The following is a 15,152-nucleotide window of genomic DNA, read 5'->3' as shown; positions in this document are numbered from 1 at the left end:
ACAGTTCCTGGTCGGAACGCGCGGGCGGGCATACTGTGCAGGATGAACGGCGAGGGGAGAGGGTGGACTTGGAGCTGGGCGTGGTCGGCAGTGGCCGTGCCGCTCGTGGCGATGCTGCCGCTCGCGCACGGGTGGGCGGGCGACCAGTCGCTCCTGAACGCACTGGCGACCGGGCACAGCACGCCGGGCACGCTGCTGGCGGTGCTCGTCACGAACCTCGGCAGCCCTCAGGTGGTGCTGCTGCTCGCGGTGCTGCTGGCAGCCGTCCTGTGGTGGCGCGGGCGTCGCCGCTGGGCCGTGGTGCTGCTCGTGAACGTGCTGCTGGTGAGCGCCGCGAACGAGGCCGTGAAGCAGGTGGTGCGGCGGCCTGTGGCGCAGGTGCAGGGTCAGACGGTCCGTACCGCGCGGCAGGCCCACATCCGCGAGCACCTCACCGTGCAGTCGCCGCCCCTGCCGCGCACCGTGTACGCCTTCCCGAGCGGTCACGCGGCCGGATCGTCCGCACTGCTGCTCAGCGTGGCGGCATTCGGGTGGCGCTCGCCGCGCCGCTGGTGGTGGGCGTCCGGTGCAGCTGCACTCGTCCTGCTGGTCGGGTGGAGTCGCGTGTACCTCGGCGCGCACTACCCGACGGACGTCCTGGCGGGGTGGTGCCTGGGCACGGCGACCACCGCCGCGACCCTCCTCACGCTGCGCGGTGTCGCCCGGAACCGGGACTGACGCGGCATTACCGGGCCGGTCCGGCGGGCGTACGGGTGTCCTGACGGCCGAGCGGGGACTGCCGCAGGTGAGGCCAGCGCCGCACCATCAGCAGGTGCAGGCCGGTCACCCACGCCACGCTGGCCGTCCATCCGGCGAGCACGTCCGACGGGTAGTGCACCCCCAGGTAGTTGCGGCTCACGCCGACCGCCACGGCCCACAGCGTCCCGAGGATGGTGGCGGGCCACCCGGCGCGAGACCTCCAGAAGATCAGGGCGATCGCCGCACCGAAGGCGGCGTTCGCCATGGCGTGCCCGCTGGGGAAACTGAAGCCGGGTTCCGCCAGCACCGACAGGAGTTCGTCGGGGCGGGGCCGCCGGAACACGACCTTCGCGGCGACGTTCAGCAGGGTGGCGCCGCTCACGCTCAGGACCAGGAACCACGCGTGCGGGCGTCCGCCCACCCGCGCGAGACCCCACGCGATGGCCAGCACGACGAACGGCAGGACCGCCGTGCCGCCCACCACGCCGAGCGTCTCGGCCACGCGCGTCAGGGCAGGCGTCCGGTGATTCGCGTACAGGTTCAGGACCGCCTGATCCCAGCCGAAGCCGCCCTCGCGGAAGACCTCGTGCACGAGGTGCGCGAACAGCCCGAGCGGCACGAGCACCAGCGCCAGGAGCGTGAGAAGGGCGCGCCAGTGCGTGCGCACGAAGGGCAGGAGGTCGTCGCGGGTACGGGAAAGCATCCCTCATTGAACGCCGCGCACCCCTGCGAAACCGGCAGGTGCGGCGTACGAAAACCTTTAGGTCCGGCAGTTCTTCAGGGCAGGGCGATCGCGGTGGGCGGCGCGGGCCGCGCGAGCAGGAAGCCCTGCACGTGCGTGCAGTCGCAGCCGAGCAGGAACTCCAGTTCCGGCTGCACCTCCACGCCCTCCGCCACCACCTGGAAGCCCAGCTCCAGCCCGAGCCGGACGGCGTTTCGCAGCAGGACCTGCTTGGTGTGGTCGAGGTGCACGCCCTGCACGAACTGCCGGTCGAGCTTCAGGATGTCGATCGGGAGGCGGTTCAGCACCGCGAGGCTGGAGTGCCCGGTGCCGAAATCGTCGAGTGCGACCCGCACCCCCAGGCGTTTCAGGTGCTGCAGGTGCCGGGTCACGTTCGGCAGGTCGTTCACGGCGACGGCCTCCGTCACTTCGATCGTCAGGTGGTGCGCGGCGACGCCCGCGCGTTCCAGCGCGTCCCGGACCTCCTCCGGGAAGGTCGCGTGGTGCAGCTGCGAGGCGCTCACGTTGACGTTCACGCTGACCGGGTGGGTGGCCGCACTGTTCCATTCGCGCACCTGCCGCAGCGCCTCTCGCAGCACGTACTGTCCGAGCGTCCGGATCAGGCCGGTGCTTTCCGCCACGGGAATGAACTCGGCGGGGCTGACCACGCCAAGTTCCTCGTCCGTCCAGCGCAGCAGGGCCTCCAGCGAGGTGATCCGGCCGTTCTGCAGGCAGGTGACCGGCTGGTAATGCACGTGCAGGCGTTCCTGGGCGATGGCGGTCTGCAGGTGCGTCTCGATCCGGTCGCGGCGGTGCCGTGACGCCGCGAGGTCCGGCGTGAACCGCTGCCAGTGGCCGTCCAGGCCGGACCGTCCCTGCTGCAGGGCGAGGTCCGCGTGCCGCAGCAGTTCGCCGGGCGTGAAGCCGTCCTGCGGGTGTAGCACGAACCCCGCCCGGAAGGTGGGCGTGACGTCCACCCCGGCCGCCTCGTAAGGCAGTGCGAGCGCGCCCAGCAGGGCGCAGGTCAGCTGTTCCGCGTGCCCCTCGTCACGCACCGGGTGCAGCACCACGAACTCGTGCCCGGACAGGTGCGCGACCGTCCCGTTCGGCGCCAGATGCGCCTGGATGCGCCGCGCGACCTTTTGCACCAGCGTCTCCGCGACCTGCTGCCCGTGCCGGTCCGAAATGCGTTTGAAGCGCTCGATGCAGACGAGCAGCAGCATCGTCTGGCCCTGCGCGTCCTGCAGGCACAGCTGCTCCAGCAGGACCTGCAGGGCCCGGCGGTTCGGAAGGCCGGTCAGCGGGTCCTGCATGGCCTGCGCCCGTAACTGCGCCTGCAGGTGATGCCTCGCGGTGATGTCCACGAACGACACGACCGCGCCCCGTCCCGTCTGGTCCACCACGAGCGGCGTGGCGTTGATCGACACCACGATCCGCCGACCGTCCGGGCGGACGTACATCGCCTCGATGTCCCGCACCGACTGCCCGGCCCGGATGGCGCTCGCGACCGGGTAGGCGTGCATCGGGAGGGGGAGGCCGTGCACGTCCATCAGCCCCCAGCGGTCATCGAAGGCGCCGGGCAGGTCGCCGTCCCGCTCCACGCCCGCGATGCGCCGAGCGGCCGCGTTGGCGCGCAGCATCCGTCCCGCCGGGTCGAACAGCAGCACGCCCTCCTCCAGCACCTCCAGCATGGTGTCGGCCTGCAGTTCGCTGCGCTGCAGCTGCGCTCCCCGCAGGTCCGGCAGCAGGTCGCGGCTGGCATTCAGGAGGTCCGCCAGGACCGCAGCGTCCGGCAGGCCGTGCGGGACGTTCAGGGCCACGAGGGCCAGCAGTTCGCCCTGCACGTCGACCGGCAGCATCAGCACCGGTCCCAGCTGCGCGGTCAGCGTGCGGTCCAGGCGGCTGCCCGGCGGCAGCTCGCCGCGCATGGCGTCTGACAGCAGGAAGGGCCGCGCGGTCCGGACGGCCGCCGTGAGTTCGCTGCCCGGCAGCAGCGTGAAGTGCCGCAGACGCTGCAGCAGCCCCGGCGACACGTTCCGGCTGGACAGGATCTCGAACGGCCCGCCCACCCGGACGGGCGCGGCGATGAGCCCCCGGACCGCACCGGACAGGTCCACCATCCGGTCGAGCACCCGGAAGTAGGTCGCGGCAGCGTCACCGTCCTGGGCAGGAGGGGCGACGCTGGAGGTGGAGGATCGGTGCATCGGGTCTCCGGAGAACGGTGGGTCTGGACGGCCGGGAAGGGAAACGCACCATCGTCTTTGGAACTGTCGCCGAGTTTAGCGGAAGGGGACCTGTCCCTCCCGTACAGCGTGCTTATGCAATGTTCAGGAAGTGTAGCCTTGGATACGGAGTTTCACTCGCGCGACTCAGAAGCTCTTCTCGACGACCGCGGCGGCCGTGCTCGAAACGGCGTCCTCGGCGCCCGGCCGGCGCGTCGCGATGAGCGTGAAGAGCGCCTCCAGCACCAGCATCTCGCTGATCTTGCTGGCGACCGACCCGCCCGCCAGCGGTCCCTCCGGGCGGGCGGAATGCAGCACCACGCCCGCCAGGGCCGTGACCGGACTCAGCGGACGCTGCGTGACCGCGATGGTGTGCAGGTGACGCTCGCAGGCGATCCGCAGGACGTGCACCGTGTCGATGGTGCTGCCGGACCGGGTGATACCGATCACGGCGCCGTCCGCCGGGAGGGTCGCGGCGAGCATCGCGGCGAGGTGCGGATCGGCCGTCGTGGTGACGTTCAGCCCGAGCCGCAGCAGCTTGTACGCGTAGTCCTGCGCCGTCACGCCGCTCGCGCCCTGCCCCGTCACGAGCACCTGCGACGCGCCCGAGAGCGCCTCTGCCGCCCGTTCGAGCGCCTGCGGGTCGAGAACCTTGAGGGTGTCGGTCACCGCGCCGTGCGCGAGCTGTGCGCTGCGCGCGAGGATGCCGTGCGCGCTGACGGGGTCGCCGTCCTCCTGCGGCGTGACGGCGAGGTCGGCGGCCAGCGCGAGCTTGAAGTCCTGGAAGCCCTTGAAGCCCAGCTCGCGGCACAGGCGGATCACGCTCGCCTCGCCCGCGTGGGCCGCGAGGGACAGTTCCGTCACGCTCTGCAGCAGCACGCCCTGCGGGTGTTCCAGGATGCGCGCACCGATGCGGGCAAGGGCGGGCGGCAGGCGGTCCTGGGCGCGCAGCCGCACGAGCGCGCCGCCCTGCGCGGGGTTCAGGACGGCTCCCACGCCCAGAGGGCCGCGCCGATCAGTCCGGCGTCCCCACCCAGCTCAGCGGCCCTCACCTCCGGCCGGTACCGGGCGGGGAAGGCCCCGAGGGCCTCGCGGACCTGGTGCAGGTACTCGGGGCGCAGGCCGACGCTGCCGCCCAGCGCGACGCGCGTCACGCCCAGCAGGGCCGCCGCGTCCGCGCAGCGCCACGCGACCAGCGCCGCGCTGCGCTGCACGATCGCCGCGCCCGCCGGGTCGCCCAGCAGGGCCGCGTCCGCGAGTTCCCGCGCGCCCGGCAGGCCCAGCCGGGTGGCCGCCCGGCCCAGGGCCGTGCCGCTCGCCTGGTGCTCCAGCGCCGCGAGCGTTCCCACGCCAGTCAGCGTGACCGGCTCCGGACTCACTCCTCCGTCCTCGTCCCAGGGAGGAAGCGGCAGGTACGTGAACCCGAGTTCGGCGTCCAGGCCGTTCGCGGCCAGGTGCAGCCGCCCGCCCAGCACCAGGCCCGCGCCGACGCCGGTGCTGACCGTCACGAACATGAACTCGCTCACGCCGCGCCCCGCGCCCGCCCGCGCCTCCCCCCACGCGGCCGCCCGCGCGTCGTTCAGCACGCGGGCCGGCAGGCCCAGCGCCGACGTGATCCGCGGCGCGAGCGGCACGTCCGTCCACCCGGGAAACGTCGCGACGGCCGTCGCGGTCACGTGCCCGTCCGTCACGGCGCCCGCACACGCCACCCCCACCGCGTCCGCCCGGCCCGCCAGCGGCGCGGCAAGCGCCACGGCGGCGGCCAGCACGGCGTCCGGTGTGGCCGGCCTGGGCGTGACGACCTGCGCGCGCTCCAGCACCACCGCGCCGTCCACCAGGGCCACGCGCGTGCCGGTCCCGCCGATGTCGAAACTCAGGACCGGCATCACGTCACCTCCAGCGGGAACACGCCCGTGAAGAGGCGCGGCCACGCCAGGTGCGGCTCCCCCCACCCGAGCGCGTGCCCGCTCCCCGCGAAGTGCCGCTCCCACAGCGCCCGCGCGAGCGGCGTGATCCGCGCCCGCAGCTGCGTTTCAGCCTCGCCGCGCTGCTCCCCCAGGTCGAACGGGGAAGGGTCGCGCAACTGTGCGCGCACCTCCGGACGCACGAACGACTGGTACAGCGCGTCGTCCACCATCCGCGCGAACACCGCCTCCAGCTGAGCGCGCCGCCGCTCCGGGCCACGCGCGAGCGCCGCGAGACGACCGAAGGCGATCGCCGACCCGAGCGTGTTCCCGGCCGTGTTCCACGCCGCGTACCCGCTCAGCTGCGCGAGCGGCACCGCGTCCAGCAGCGTCCACAGGCGGCGCTCCGCGCCGTTCGGGTACGCGATGTCCGCGACGCTCACCGCGCGCCCCGCCGCGAGATCGTCCCGCAGGTCGTCCACGAAGGCCGGCAGGTGCCGCGCGGGCGTGTCCACCACCGCGAGGTCCGGCTGCCGGTTCGCCTGCCGCTCGCCGGGCGTGTTCACGGCCAGCACGAACTCCGCGTCCTCCGGCCGGGCGACGGGACGGCAGTGCGCGGCCCGCAGGTGCGCCCGCACGAGCTCTCCCGCCGGGCGGTCCTCGTAGATCAGGCCCGCGCCCGCGCCGAGTGTGCCGCTGTACCGCACGAACACCCGCGACGGCCCCGGCAGCAGGGCGCGTGCCATCAGGGTGGCGGGCACCTCGTCCGCGCCGGGGTAGATGTCGAACCTCTCCCACACGCCGAGCGCGTCCGCGCGGCCTTCCAGCGCGCGGCGGTCGTGCGCGGCCAGCCCGTACTCGCTCGTGTCGTCGAGCGTCAGGCACAGGTGCGCGAGCGTCCCGCGCGCCAGCAGGTCCAGCGCCGCGACGTGCAGCGCGTGATTGCGGGCCCGCGTGCCCACCCAGTCGGTCAGCACGTCCGGCGGGACGGCCGCGCGCGCCCCGTCCAGAGCGGCACGCTCCATGTCCCCGTGCCGCGCGTGCCGGTCGAAGGCCGCGCTGTACGCCCGCAGGGCCGCGCCCCACTCGCCGTAGTACGGCTTCTCCTCGTGCGGGTCGTTGTCGTGCGCGACGCGCACCACCACCCCGAACGCCAGGATCCGCAGCGCCGGATGCGCCGCGTGCAGGCGCTCCAGCAGCGTCAGGCGTTCCAGCACCGCCTCCAGGGCGTCGTTCACACGCCGGGCCGGGATCATCCCGCCGAGCGTCAGCGTCTCCAGGCACACGATCAGCACGTCCGCCGAGCCCGCCTCCCGCTCCAGCCACGCGGCCAGCGCGCGCACATCGCCCGGCGTGTGAAAGGACGGCAGCGCCTCCGGCGGCGGCGTCCGCACCTCCGCGCCCGCCAGCGCGCCCAGCTGCACCGGGTGCGACAGGGTCGGCGGGCGCGTGTCCGGCGGGACGAGCAGCACCCGCGTCATACGTTCGCTCCCAGCGCCCGCAACTCCACGCGCAGGCGGGCAGCGTCCACGGCCTTCACGTTCCCGCCGTGCTCCCGCGCCGCCGTCGCCGCCGCGAGCCCCGCCGCCTCCCCCATGCTGTGGCAGTTCTGCTGCACCCGGATCGCGGACTGCGCCTCGAACGTCGCGCTCGCCGTGCGGCCCGGCACGAGCAGGTTCGTGACGCCAATCGGCAGCATCGCCCGGAACGGAATCTCGTGAAAGGTGTCCTTCCGGAAGTACGGCGCGTCGCCCGTCGTGGTGTGCTGCAGCTTCTCCCGCGACCGGACCGTGTGAATGTCCACCGGGTAATGGTTGCGGCACACGGCGTCCGGGAAGGTCCGGCACTCCAGGATGTCGTCCAGCGTCAGCACGTACTCACCCCGGATGCGGCGCGACTCGCGCACCCCCACCATCGGCGCGTACGCCGCGAGGTACGCGTCCTCACAGCCGGGCAGGAACGCGCGGCAGAACGCCAGCAGCCGCTCCACGCCCTCCCGGCCGTCCACCTGCGCGTCACTCAGGTGCCACGGGTCCGCCCCGTCGTTCAGGTCCGCGCGAATCCGCGGACAGTTGAAGCTCAGCTCCCCCGGACGGCCCGGCATGCTGAACGCCTGGAAGTAATCCCCGTCGCGCTCCAGCAGCACGCCGCGCGCCACCGCCTCCCGGAACAGCGGCTCCAGACGGCTGCCCTTCTCCCACACCATCCAGAAATGCAGGAACGCCGCGTCCGAACTGCCCTGCCCCAGCGGCCCCAGGAAATCGTTCAGGCGCGCCAGGTTCACGCCCGCCAGCGTGAACCGCAGACTCATCGCCTGATGCACGCCGTCCTCGTCGCCCGCCATGAACGGCACGCCCGCCGCCACCGCGAGGTCCGCGTCGCCCGTCGCGTCCACGAACACGTCCGCCCGCAACTCCTGCAGGCCGCCCTTGTTGTGCACGATCACGCCGCTCAGCCGCTCGCCGTCCAGCATGGGCGCCACGACGTGCGTGTGGTACAGCACCCGTGCGCCCGCCTCCAGCAGCATCCGTTCCAGCACGTACTTCATGCCTTCCGGGTTGAACCAGTTGTCGTTCCCGTTCGGGTCGACGGCCCCGTCGCCGCGCGCGATCATGCGGCGCTTCAGGTCGTCGGTCAGGCCCCGGTTGAGGTTCACGCCGCTGCTCACGTTGCGCATCAGCGGCGTCACCTGCGCGTTCGTGCCGCTGCCGCCCACGCTGCCGAACGCCTCCACCACCAGCGTCCGCGCGCCCGCCCGCGCGGCCGACACGCCCGCGAACACCCCGGCCGTCCCGCCGCCCGCCACGATCACGTCCCAGCGCTCCCCCGGCACGGCGACCGGCAGCGGCACCATCCGCGACTCGCCGCTCACGCCTCCCCCAGGGACCGCTCGTGCTCCCTCAGGTACGCGCCGAGCGCCGCGCGCGTCAGCCAGTCGAAGTCCTCCGGCGTGCCCGCCAGCCGGGCCGGCAGGGCGCGCCGGTCCACCCACGTGTGCCCGCCCGCCTCGTCGCCATGCGTCGTCAGCGTGCCCTGCGCCTCCACCCGGAAGTAGAAGCCGACGCTGTCCACCGGCCCGCGCGTCGTCTGATACACGAAGGCAGGCTTCAGGCACTCCACGCTCGCCTCGTCCGAATCGGTCACATGACGCCCGGGATCATCCAGCACCCGCGTGACGCTCAGGCCCGTCTCCTCCTGCACCTCGCGCGCCAGGGCCGCCAGGATGCCCTCGAACGGGTCGAACTGCCCGCCCGGGAACTCCCAGCGTTCCGGGGGCTTCTGGCGCCGCTGCAGCAGCACCTGCGTGCGCCCCTCGTGCAGACGCTCGATGATCGCGCGGGCGTTCACGTAGAACCGCTGACCGGCGGACATCAGCCTTTCACCGCGCCTTCCAGGCCCCGCATGAAGTACCGCTGCCCGAACAGGAACACCACCAGGATCGGCAGGACGGTCAGCACGGCGCCCGCCATCACGGCGCGCGAGTTCGTGCTGAACTGCCCGCTCAGGTTCAGCAGGCCCGCCGACAGCGGCAGCATCTGCCCGTCGAGTGGCAGGATGCGCGCCCACAGGAAACTGTTCCAGAACGCCACGAACTCCAGGATCGCGAACGCCACGATGGTCGGCAGGGCCAGCGGCAGCATCACGCGCCGCCAGATCGTCAGTTCCCGCGCGCCGTCGATGCGGGCCGCCTCGATCAGCTCCTGCGGAATCCCGAGGTACGCCTGACGGATCAGGAAGAGGCCCACGATGCTCGACAGGCTCGGCAGCACGATCGCCGCGTACCCGCTCACGGTGTTCAGCGCGTCCCCGAACGGCCCGCCGTGCACCTGCAGCAGCCCCAGCTTGATGGTCGTCACGTAGTTCACGATCAGGCCCGCCTCGTTCGGCAGGACCATCAGGGTCAGGATCCCGATGAATACCGCGTCCCGTCCCGGGAACCGCATCTTCGCGAGCGGGTACGCCGCCAGCGCCGCCAGCGCCACGCTGCCGCCCACGCCCGCCGCGCAGATCACGAGGCTGTTCACCACCATCCGCCAGAACGGCACCGTCGTGCCCGTGAACACCGCCGCGTAGTTCCGCAGGCTCAGGCTGCCGGGCAGCAGTTTGGCGTCGTAGATGTTGCCGGTGTTCTCCAGACTGGTGATGAACGTCCAGTAGAACGGGTACAGCGTGATGACGGCGATCACGCCCAGCACCAGGTACGCCGCGGCGTTCCCGAGGCGCGTGCGGCGCGCCCGGCGGCGCTTCAGGTCGCTCGCGCTCGGCGCGGCCCGGACAGGGGAAGAGGAAGTGGTCATGCGTCGCTCCGTCCGCCGCGCGTGAGGCGGAAATTGATGGCCCCGAAGATCAGGCTGATGACCGCGATCACCAGGCCCGCCGCGGCGGCGTACCCGTACTGGAAGTCCTGGAAGGCCTTGGCGTACGTGAAGAACAGGGCCGTGTACGTGCTGCCGACCGGCCCGCCGGACGTCATGACGTACACCTCCTCGAAGACCTTGATGGCGCTGATGGTGCTCAGCAGGCTGCACACGAGCACGGTGGGACGCAGGGCGGGCAGCGTCACGTGCCAGAACACCTGCAGGCGCGTCGCGCCGTCCATCTCGGCCGCCTCCTCCTGGTCCTTCGGAACGCCCTGCAGGCCCGCGAGGTACAGCACCATGTAGTACCCGATGCCCTTCCAGAGCGTCACGAACATTACGGCATACAGGGCCTTGCCGGGGTCGTTCAGCAGGCTGTGCGGTTCCTTCATGAGGCCCAGGTGCTGCAGCACGAAGGTGACGGGACCGTCCTGCTGGTACATCCACGTCCAGATGAGGCCCACCACCGCGAAGCTCGTCACGACCGGCACGTAGTACGCGGTGCGGAAGAACCCGATGCCCGGCAGGGGCCGGTTCACCAGCATCGCGAGCCCGATGGACGCGAGCTGCAGGACCGGCACGACCATCAGGTACTTCAGGCTGTTCACGACGCCGCTCCAGAACTGGTCGTCGTGCAGCAGCCGCTGGAAGTTCGCGAGGCCCACGAAGCGCGGCGGGCTGATCACGTTGTACTCCGTGAACGCCAGGTACGTGCCGAACAGCACCGGCCACGTGTGGTACACGGCGAGCAGCACCAGGAACGGCAGCATGAACGCGTACGCGAGTGCCGTGGTGCGCGCCGTGACGCGCCGCGACGTGCCGCCGCTCCGGACGGGTGCGGCCGCCTCGCGTGGAGCGCGGGCGCGCGTCACTTCGCGGCTCCCGTCAGGGTGAGGCCCAGCACGGCGAGTGCCGCGCCCGTCCCCTCGCTCACGAAGGTCACGCTGCGCACCGGGCGTTCCGGGTGCGGGTTCGTCCACGTCAGGGTGGTGAGGTTCACGGCGAGGCCGTCCCGGGTGCTGCCGCTCCAGGCGGGCGCGGGGATCATGCTGCTCGCCTGCGCGTCCGTCCAGGCGCGCACGTGCCGTCCGTACTGGATGGGCTGCGTGACGCTGCTGCCGTCCTCGTACGTGAGGACGTACCGTCCGACGGTGTCGCGGTCTGCGGGCGTCGTCCACGGCGTGGCGTGCAGGACGTTCAGGGCCGTGAAGGTCCGGTGCAGCGGCACCTCGACCTGCACGGGCAGGGACTGCACGTTCGCGCGCGTGCCGCGCAGCATGACGGCGCCGCTCACGAGGTACCGCGTGTCGCCCAGGCGCACGTCGCCGGTCGGGACGGCCGACAGGTCCGTGCCCGCGCCCTTCCCGATCCAGCCCTTGCCGTCCGGGTCGCGCAGGGCGCGCGTCACGTAAGGGGTCAGGTCCACGAGTGTGCCTGCCTGCGCGCGGTACGGTTCCGGGCGGTACAGGTCACGGTACGTGGCCTCGGCGGGGGAGGGGAGGGCCGCACCGGGATTCCAGGCGGCCTGCGCGCCGCGCACGTACGCGACGCCCTGCGCGGCCGCGCCGTCCCACACGCTGGGATTCCCGAAGTACCCGGTCCAGCGCGTCTGGATGTACCCGGCGTTCGCGCTCTGCGCGCTGCGGCCCATGGCTTCCGGGTTGCCGGGTTCCGCCCACGCGGCGCCCAGCACCGGGAACCCGAGCGCCGAGATGCTCTGCAGCGCCGGGTACGCGGGTGCGGGCAGGTAATTCCAGTACGCGACCTGCAGGTCCTTCGGGAGGCGGGCGGGCAGCGTGGCGGCGAGCGCGTCGCTGAACGCCACGTCGTGCCAGATCATGGTGCCGACCCCCATCCCGGCGAGCGCGTCGTGCAGGCGCACGGTGTCGTCCACGTACAGCTGCTCGAAGCCGACAGCGGCGCCGTTCGGGCGGGCGGGGAACCGGTCGCGGTTGCGGACCTCGTCATGCCCGATGTGCACGACCTTCGGGCGGAACACCTCCACCGCTTCCTTCAGGACCGGCAGGATCACGCGGGAGTACGTCTCGGGGTTCAGGGTGTCGTAGGCGTAGTTCGCCTGCCCCTGCGGGTCCTGCAGCAGGTCGAGGTTCCGGCCGTTCCCGAACATCCAGCCGACGTGCGACAGCGTCTCGATGAGCGGAATGACTTCCAGGCCGTGCGTCCGCGCGAGGTCCGCGACGCGGGCCGCTTCGGCCTTCGTGGCGCCCTGCGGGTTCGCGTACCCGCCCGCCTTCGCGGCGTCCCACTGCACGTAGTCGCTCATGACGAGCACCGCGTTGTACTTCAGCCGTGCCAGGAGCGGGATGAGGGCGTCGTTCACGCCGCTGCTCGCGTCGAGGTAGATCATGGCGACGCGGCGTTTCACGGCGGGCGCGTCCTGAATGCGGGCGTAACGGACGCCGCCCGCCGTGAGGAGCTGCGCGAGCGTCTGCGCGCCGTGGTACGCGCCCGCCGGGTCCGCGCCGATCATCGTGGCGCCCGCCGCGTCCACGGTCAGGGCGTAGCTCCCCGGCGCGTCCGGCTGCAGGCCCGCCGCCTGCGCCTGCGCGGCGAGGGCCGGGTCGGCGCGCGTGCCGATCACGATGCGCGGCGACGCACCGGCCGCGGCGGCCTTGAGGTCCTGCAGGGTCAGGCCGAGCCGCGTCTGCCATTCCTGCCGCAGGTCACGGGCCGCCCACGCCAGTTCCGGCGCGTCGCCGCGCACCTCCAGGCGCAGGCCGTCCAGCGGGAGCAGCCCCGCCGGGTAGGTGGCGCGCGTGGGGGTGGGCGTCACGGTGGTCGGCGGGGCGTGCACCACCGCGTCCGGGACGGACGTGAAGGCCGCGCCCTGCGCGCCCGACGGGGGCGTGAGCAGCAGCGCGGTGAGGACGGTCAGCAGGGTTCGGCGCATTCGGACTCCAGGGAACGGGGTGGGGGTGCGGCGACCGGGCGGGGAGGCGGCACGCTCGCCCCTCCCCGCCCGGCCAGCCGGGACGGCGGGTCAGAGGCTGGCGTTCCAGGCCTTCACGATGTCGTCCAGCGCGGCCTTGCTGGTCTTCTGCCCGGCCATCGCGGCCTCGATGTTGTCCTTGAAGACCTTGAAGAGGCGGCTGGAGTCCGGCACGACCACCGTCAGGTCGCGCGCCTTGCTGAGTTCCACGCTGCTCACGAGGCGGCCCTGGTCGATGGCGTTCGTGCCGCCCGTCTTGAAGAAGGGGTCCACGCTGGCGCGCACGGTGCTGGGGAAGGTCGTCTTCGTGACCTTGCTGAACGCCAGCTGGTTCAGGTCGTTCGTGATGAAGGTCGCGAACTTCTGGCTGAGCGCGCGGTCCTGCACACCCTTGGGGATGCTCATGCCCATCAGCGGCGTGTGGATGACGTTCCCGGCGATGTTGATGGGGTACGGCGCGACGCGCGTCACGTCGTACACGGCCTTGTTGTCGTTCGCGACGCGCAGGATGAACTGCGGGCCGGTGATCAGCATGGCGAGCTTCCCGGCGCTGTACAGTTCCGTGGCCGCCGTGAAGCCGCGCCGCATGGTGTCCTCGGGAATGTAGCCCTTCCGGTACAGGTCCACGTACTGCTGCAGCAGCGCGACGTGCCTGTCGCTGTTGAACACCGCCTGCGAGCCGTCCTTGCTGAGGATGGGGAGGCCCGCTTCCTGGAAGACGTTCAGGAAGTTGGTGCCGTTGATGTTCGGCATGAAGCCGTACAGGCCGGTCTTGTCCTTGATCTGTTTCGCGGCCGCCATCAGCGTCTGGATGGTGCGGGGCGGGTTGGCGGGGTCCAGGCCCGCCTTGCGGAAGATGTCGGCGTTGTACGCCACGACCTTCGGCGCCCAGTACCACGGCACGCCGTACACCTTGTTGCCGAAGCTGAAGGTGCCGAGCGCCTTGGCGAAGTACGTCTTGCTGCCCGCGCCGAGGTCCATCGCTTCGAGCGCGCCCTGCTGGTACAGCTTGACGGTCTGGTCGCTCGAGAGGTTCACGACGGCGGGCGGGCGTCCGGCCGCGACGGCGGCGAGGAGCTTCTGCTCGATGGCGGCCTGCGGCACGTCCACCCACTTCACGCTCACGCCGGGGTTGGCCTTCTCGAAGGCGTTGGCGACGCGGTTCATCTCGTCGTTGAAGAGCGGCGCGAGGCTGATCGTCCAGAACTCCACGACCTTCTGGGCGTGGGCGGCGCTGCCGGACAGCAGGAGGGCGGTCATCAGGATCTTCTTCATGGGGACTCCAGGGATGGGTGTGGGAACGGCACCGGGCCGGTGAAGGATGGACGGAGGATCAGGGCGTGTACGAGGCCGGTTCGGCCGTGAGGCCCGGCAGGAGCGCGTGGTCCGGCCCGGCGGCCGTGCCGAGCGCGTCCGCGTACCAGCGGGTGACATGGTCGGGCCGGGTGATGGCTGACCCGACCACCACCGCGAACGCGCCGCAGGCCTGCGCCTGCAGGGCGTCCTGCACTGTCTTGACGCGCCCCTCCGCCACGAACGGCAGGCCGCGGGCATGCAGGGCGCGCATGAGCGCGAAGTCCGGCGCCTCCTGCTGCGGGCTGTGTGGCGTGTAACCGCTCATGGTGGTACCGACCGTGTCCGCGCCGAGGTCCAGGGCGTGCTCGGCCTCGTCCTCGGTGCTGATGTCGGCCATGACCTGCAGGCCCGCGTCGTGCGCGGCGCGGATCAGGTCCACGAGCGGTTCGGGCCGCGTGAGGCGCGTGGCGTCCACCGCGACGATGTCCGCGCCCGCCCCGGCGACCTCGCGCACCTCGCGGGTGGTGGCGGTGATGAAGGCGTCCACGCCCGCGTGCCGGGTTTTGGTGAGACCGATGATGGGGAGCGCCGTCAGGGCGCGCGCGGCGCGGATGTCGTCCGCGCCGCGGACGCGCAGGCCGCCCGCCCCGCCGGTCAGGACGGCGCGGCATAGGGCGGCGATGATGGCCGTGTCGCGCAGGACGCTGTCGTCGTCCGCCTGGACCGACACGATCAGCTGTCCCTGCAGGCGCGCGAGCGGTGTGGGTGCGGGTGGCTGGGCGCTGGGGGGTGGGGTGGGCACGGGGTCCTCCTGCGTCCGGAAGGTGAGGCATGGATGGCGGTGTGGAGTGCCACTCCAGATTTGACTTCTCGGGTAGAGAAATCCTACATTCGGGGGGCAACACTGTCAATCCCGTCACGATTGCCGAGCGCACCGCACCGGCACGCCCGCTCCACCCCAGG

Annotated in this window: 13 protein-coding genes; 1 reads left to right on the top strand and 12 read right to left on the bottom strand. The window is 72.1% G+C overall.

What is annotated here, in order from left to right; genetic code table 11:
* Window positions 1–42 precede the first annotated feature (42 nt).
* Window positions 43–717, top strand: a complete 675-nt coding sequence (locus IEY33_RS10835) for a phosphatase PAP2 family protein (RefSeq protein WP_188963281.1) — start codon at window positions 43–45, stop codon at window positions 715–717.
* A gap of 7 nt (window positions 718–724) precedes the next feature.
* On the opposite strand, the gene IEY33_RS10830 is transcribed toward IEY33_RS10835, so the two are convergent.
* From IEY33_RS10830 to IEY33_RS10775, 12 genes are all read right to left on the bottom strand, one after another.
* A complete protein-coding gene (locus IEY33_RS10830; RefSeq protein WP_188963280.1) occupies window positions 725–1,441 on the bottom strand; it encodes a phosphatase PAP2 family protein in 717 nt (238 codons plus the stop codon).
* A 74-nt stretch (window positions 1,442–1,515) separates the two neighbouring features.
* Window positions 1,516–3,663 carry a putative bifunctional diguanylate cyclase/phosphodiesterase gene (locus IEY33_RS10825; RefSeq protein ID WP_188963279.1) on the bottom strand — a complete coding sequence of 716 codons (2,148 nt, stop codon included), beginning with the start codon at window positions 3,661–3,663 and terminating at the stop codon, window positions 1,516–1,518.
* A 165-nt stretch (window positions 3,664–3,828) separates the two neighbouring features.
* A complete protein-coding gene (locus IEY33_RS10820) occupies window positions 3,829–4,677 on the bottom strand; it encodes a MurR/RpiR family transcriptional regulator (protein ID WP_188963278.1) in 849 nt (282 codons plus the stop codon).
* Window positions 4,662–5,567, bottom strand: coding sequence for an ROK family protein (locus tag IEY33_RS10815; RefSeq protein ID WP_188963339.1), 906 nt, complete (start codon window positions 5,565–5,567; stop codon window positions 4,662–4,664). The genes IEY33_RS10820 and IEY33_RS10815 overlap by 16 nt, the downstream gene beginning before the upstream one ends.
* Window positions 5,567–7,066 (bottom strand): DUF4127 family protein, encoded by a 1,500-nt coding sequence (locus tag IEY33_RS10810; protein WP_188963277.1) that lies wholly within the window; start codon window positions 7,064–7,066, stop codon window positions 5,567–5,569. The genes IEY33_RS10815 and IEY33_RS10810 overlap by 1 nt, the downstream gene beginning before the upstream one ends.
* The gene (locus tag IEY33_RS10805) at window positions 7,063–8,457 is read right to left on the bottom strand and encodes an FAD-dependent oxidoreductase (RefSeq protein WP_229670940.1); all 1,395 of its coding nucleotides are present in this window, start codon (window positions 8,455–8,457) and stop codon (window positions 7,063–7,065) included. The genes IEY33_RS10810 and IEY33_RS10805 overlap by 4 nt, the downstream gene beginning before the upstream one ends.
* Window positions 8,454–8,957, bottom strand: coding sequence for an NUDIX domain-containing protein (locus IEY33_RS10800; protein ID WP_188963276.1), 504 nt, complete (start codon window positions 8,955–8,957; stop codon window positions 8,454–8,456). The genes IEY33_RS10805 and IEY33_RS10800 overlap by 4 nt, the downstream gene beginning before the upstream one ends.
* Window positions 8,957–9,883, bottom strand: coding sequence for a carbohydrate ABC transporter permease (locus tag IEY33_RS10795; RefSeq protein WP_188963275.1), 927 nt, complete (start codon window positions 9,881–9,883; stop codon window positions 8,957–8,959). Before IEY33_RS10795 ends, IEY33_RS10800 begins: the two co-directional genes overlap by 1 nt.
* Window positions 9,880–10,713, bottom strand: a complete 834-nt coding sequence (locus IEY33_RS10790; RefSeq protein WP_188963337.1) for a carbohydrate ABC transporter permease — start codon at window positions 10,711–10,713, stop codon at window positions 9,880–9,882. The genes IEY33_RS10795 and IEY33_RS10790 overlap by 4 nt, the downstream gene beginning before the upstream one ends.
* 98 nt (window positions 10,714–10,811) lie before the next feature.
* Window positions 10,812–12,854, bottom strand: a complete 2,043-nt coding sequence (locus tag IEY33_RS10785; RefSeq protein ID WP_188963274.1) for a glycoside hydrolase family 20 zincin-like fold domain-containing protein — start codon at window positions 12,852–12,854, stop codon at window positions 10,812–10,814.
* Between the two features lie 90 nt (window positions 12,855–12,944).
* Window positions 12,945–14,168, bottom strand: a complete 1,224-nt coding sequence (locus tag IEY33_RS10780; RefSeq protein ID WP_188963273.1) for an ABC transporter substrate-binding protein — start codon at window positions 14,166–14,168, stop codon at window positions 12,945–12,947.
* Between the two features lie 58 nt (window positions 14,169–14,226).
* Window positions 14,227–14,991: an N-acetylmannosamine-6-phosphate 2-epimerase gene (locus tag IEY33_RS10775; RefSeq protein ID WP_188963272.1), complete on the bottom strand. Its 765-nt coding sequence runs from the start codon at window positions 14,989–14,991 to the stop codon at window positions 14,227–14,229.
* Window positions 14,992–15,152 lie beyond the last annotated feature (161 nt).

Source organism: Deinococcus aquiradiocola (assembly GCF_014646915.1).
GTDB classification, from domain to species: Bacteria; Deinococcota; Deinococci; order Deinococcales; family Deinococcaceae; genus Deinococcus; species Deinococcus aquiradiocola.
This window is presented reverse-complemented; position numbering and strand designations above follow the sequence as displayed.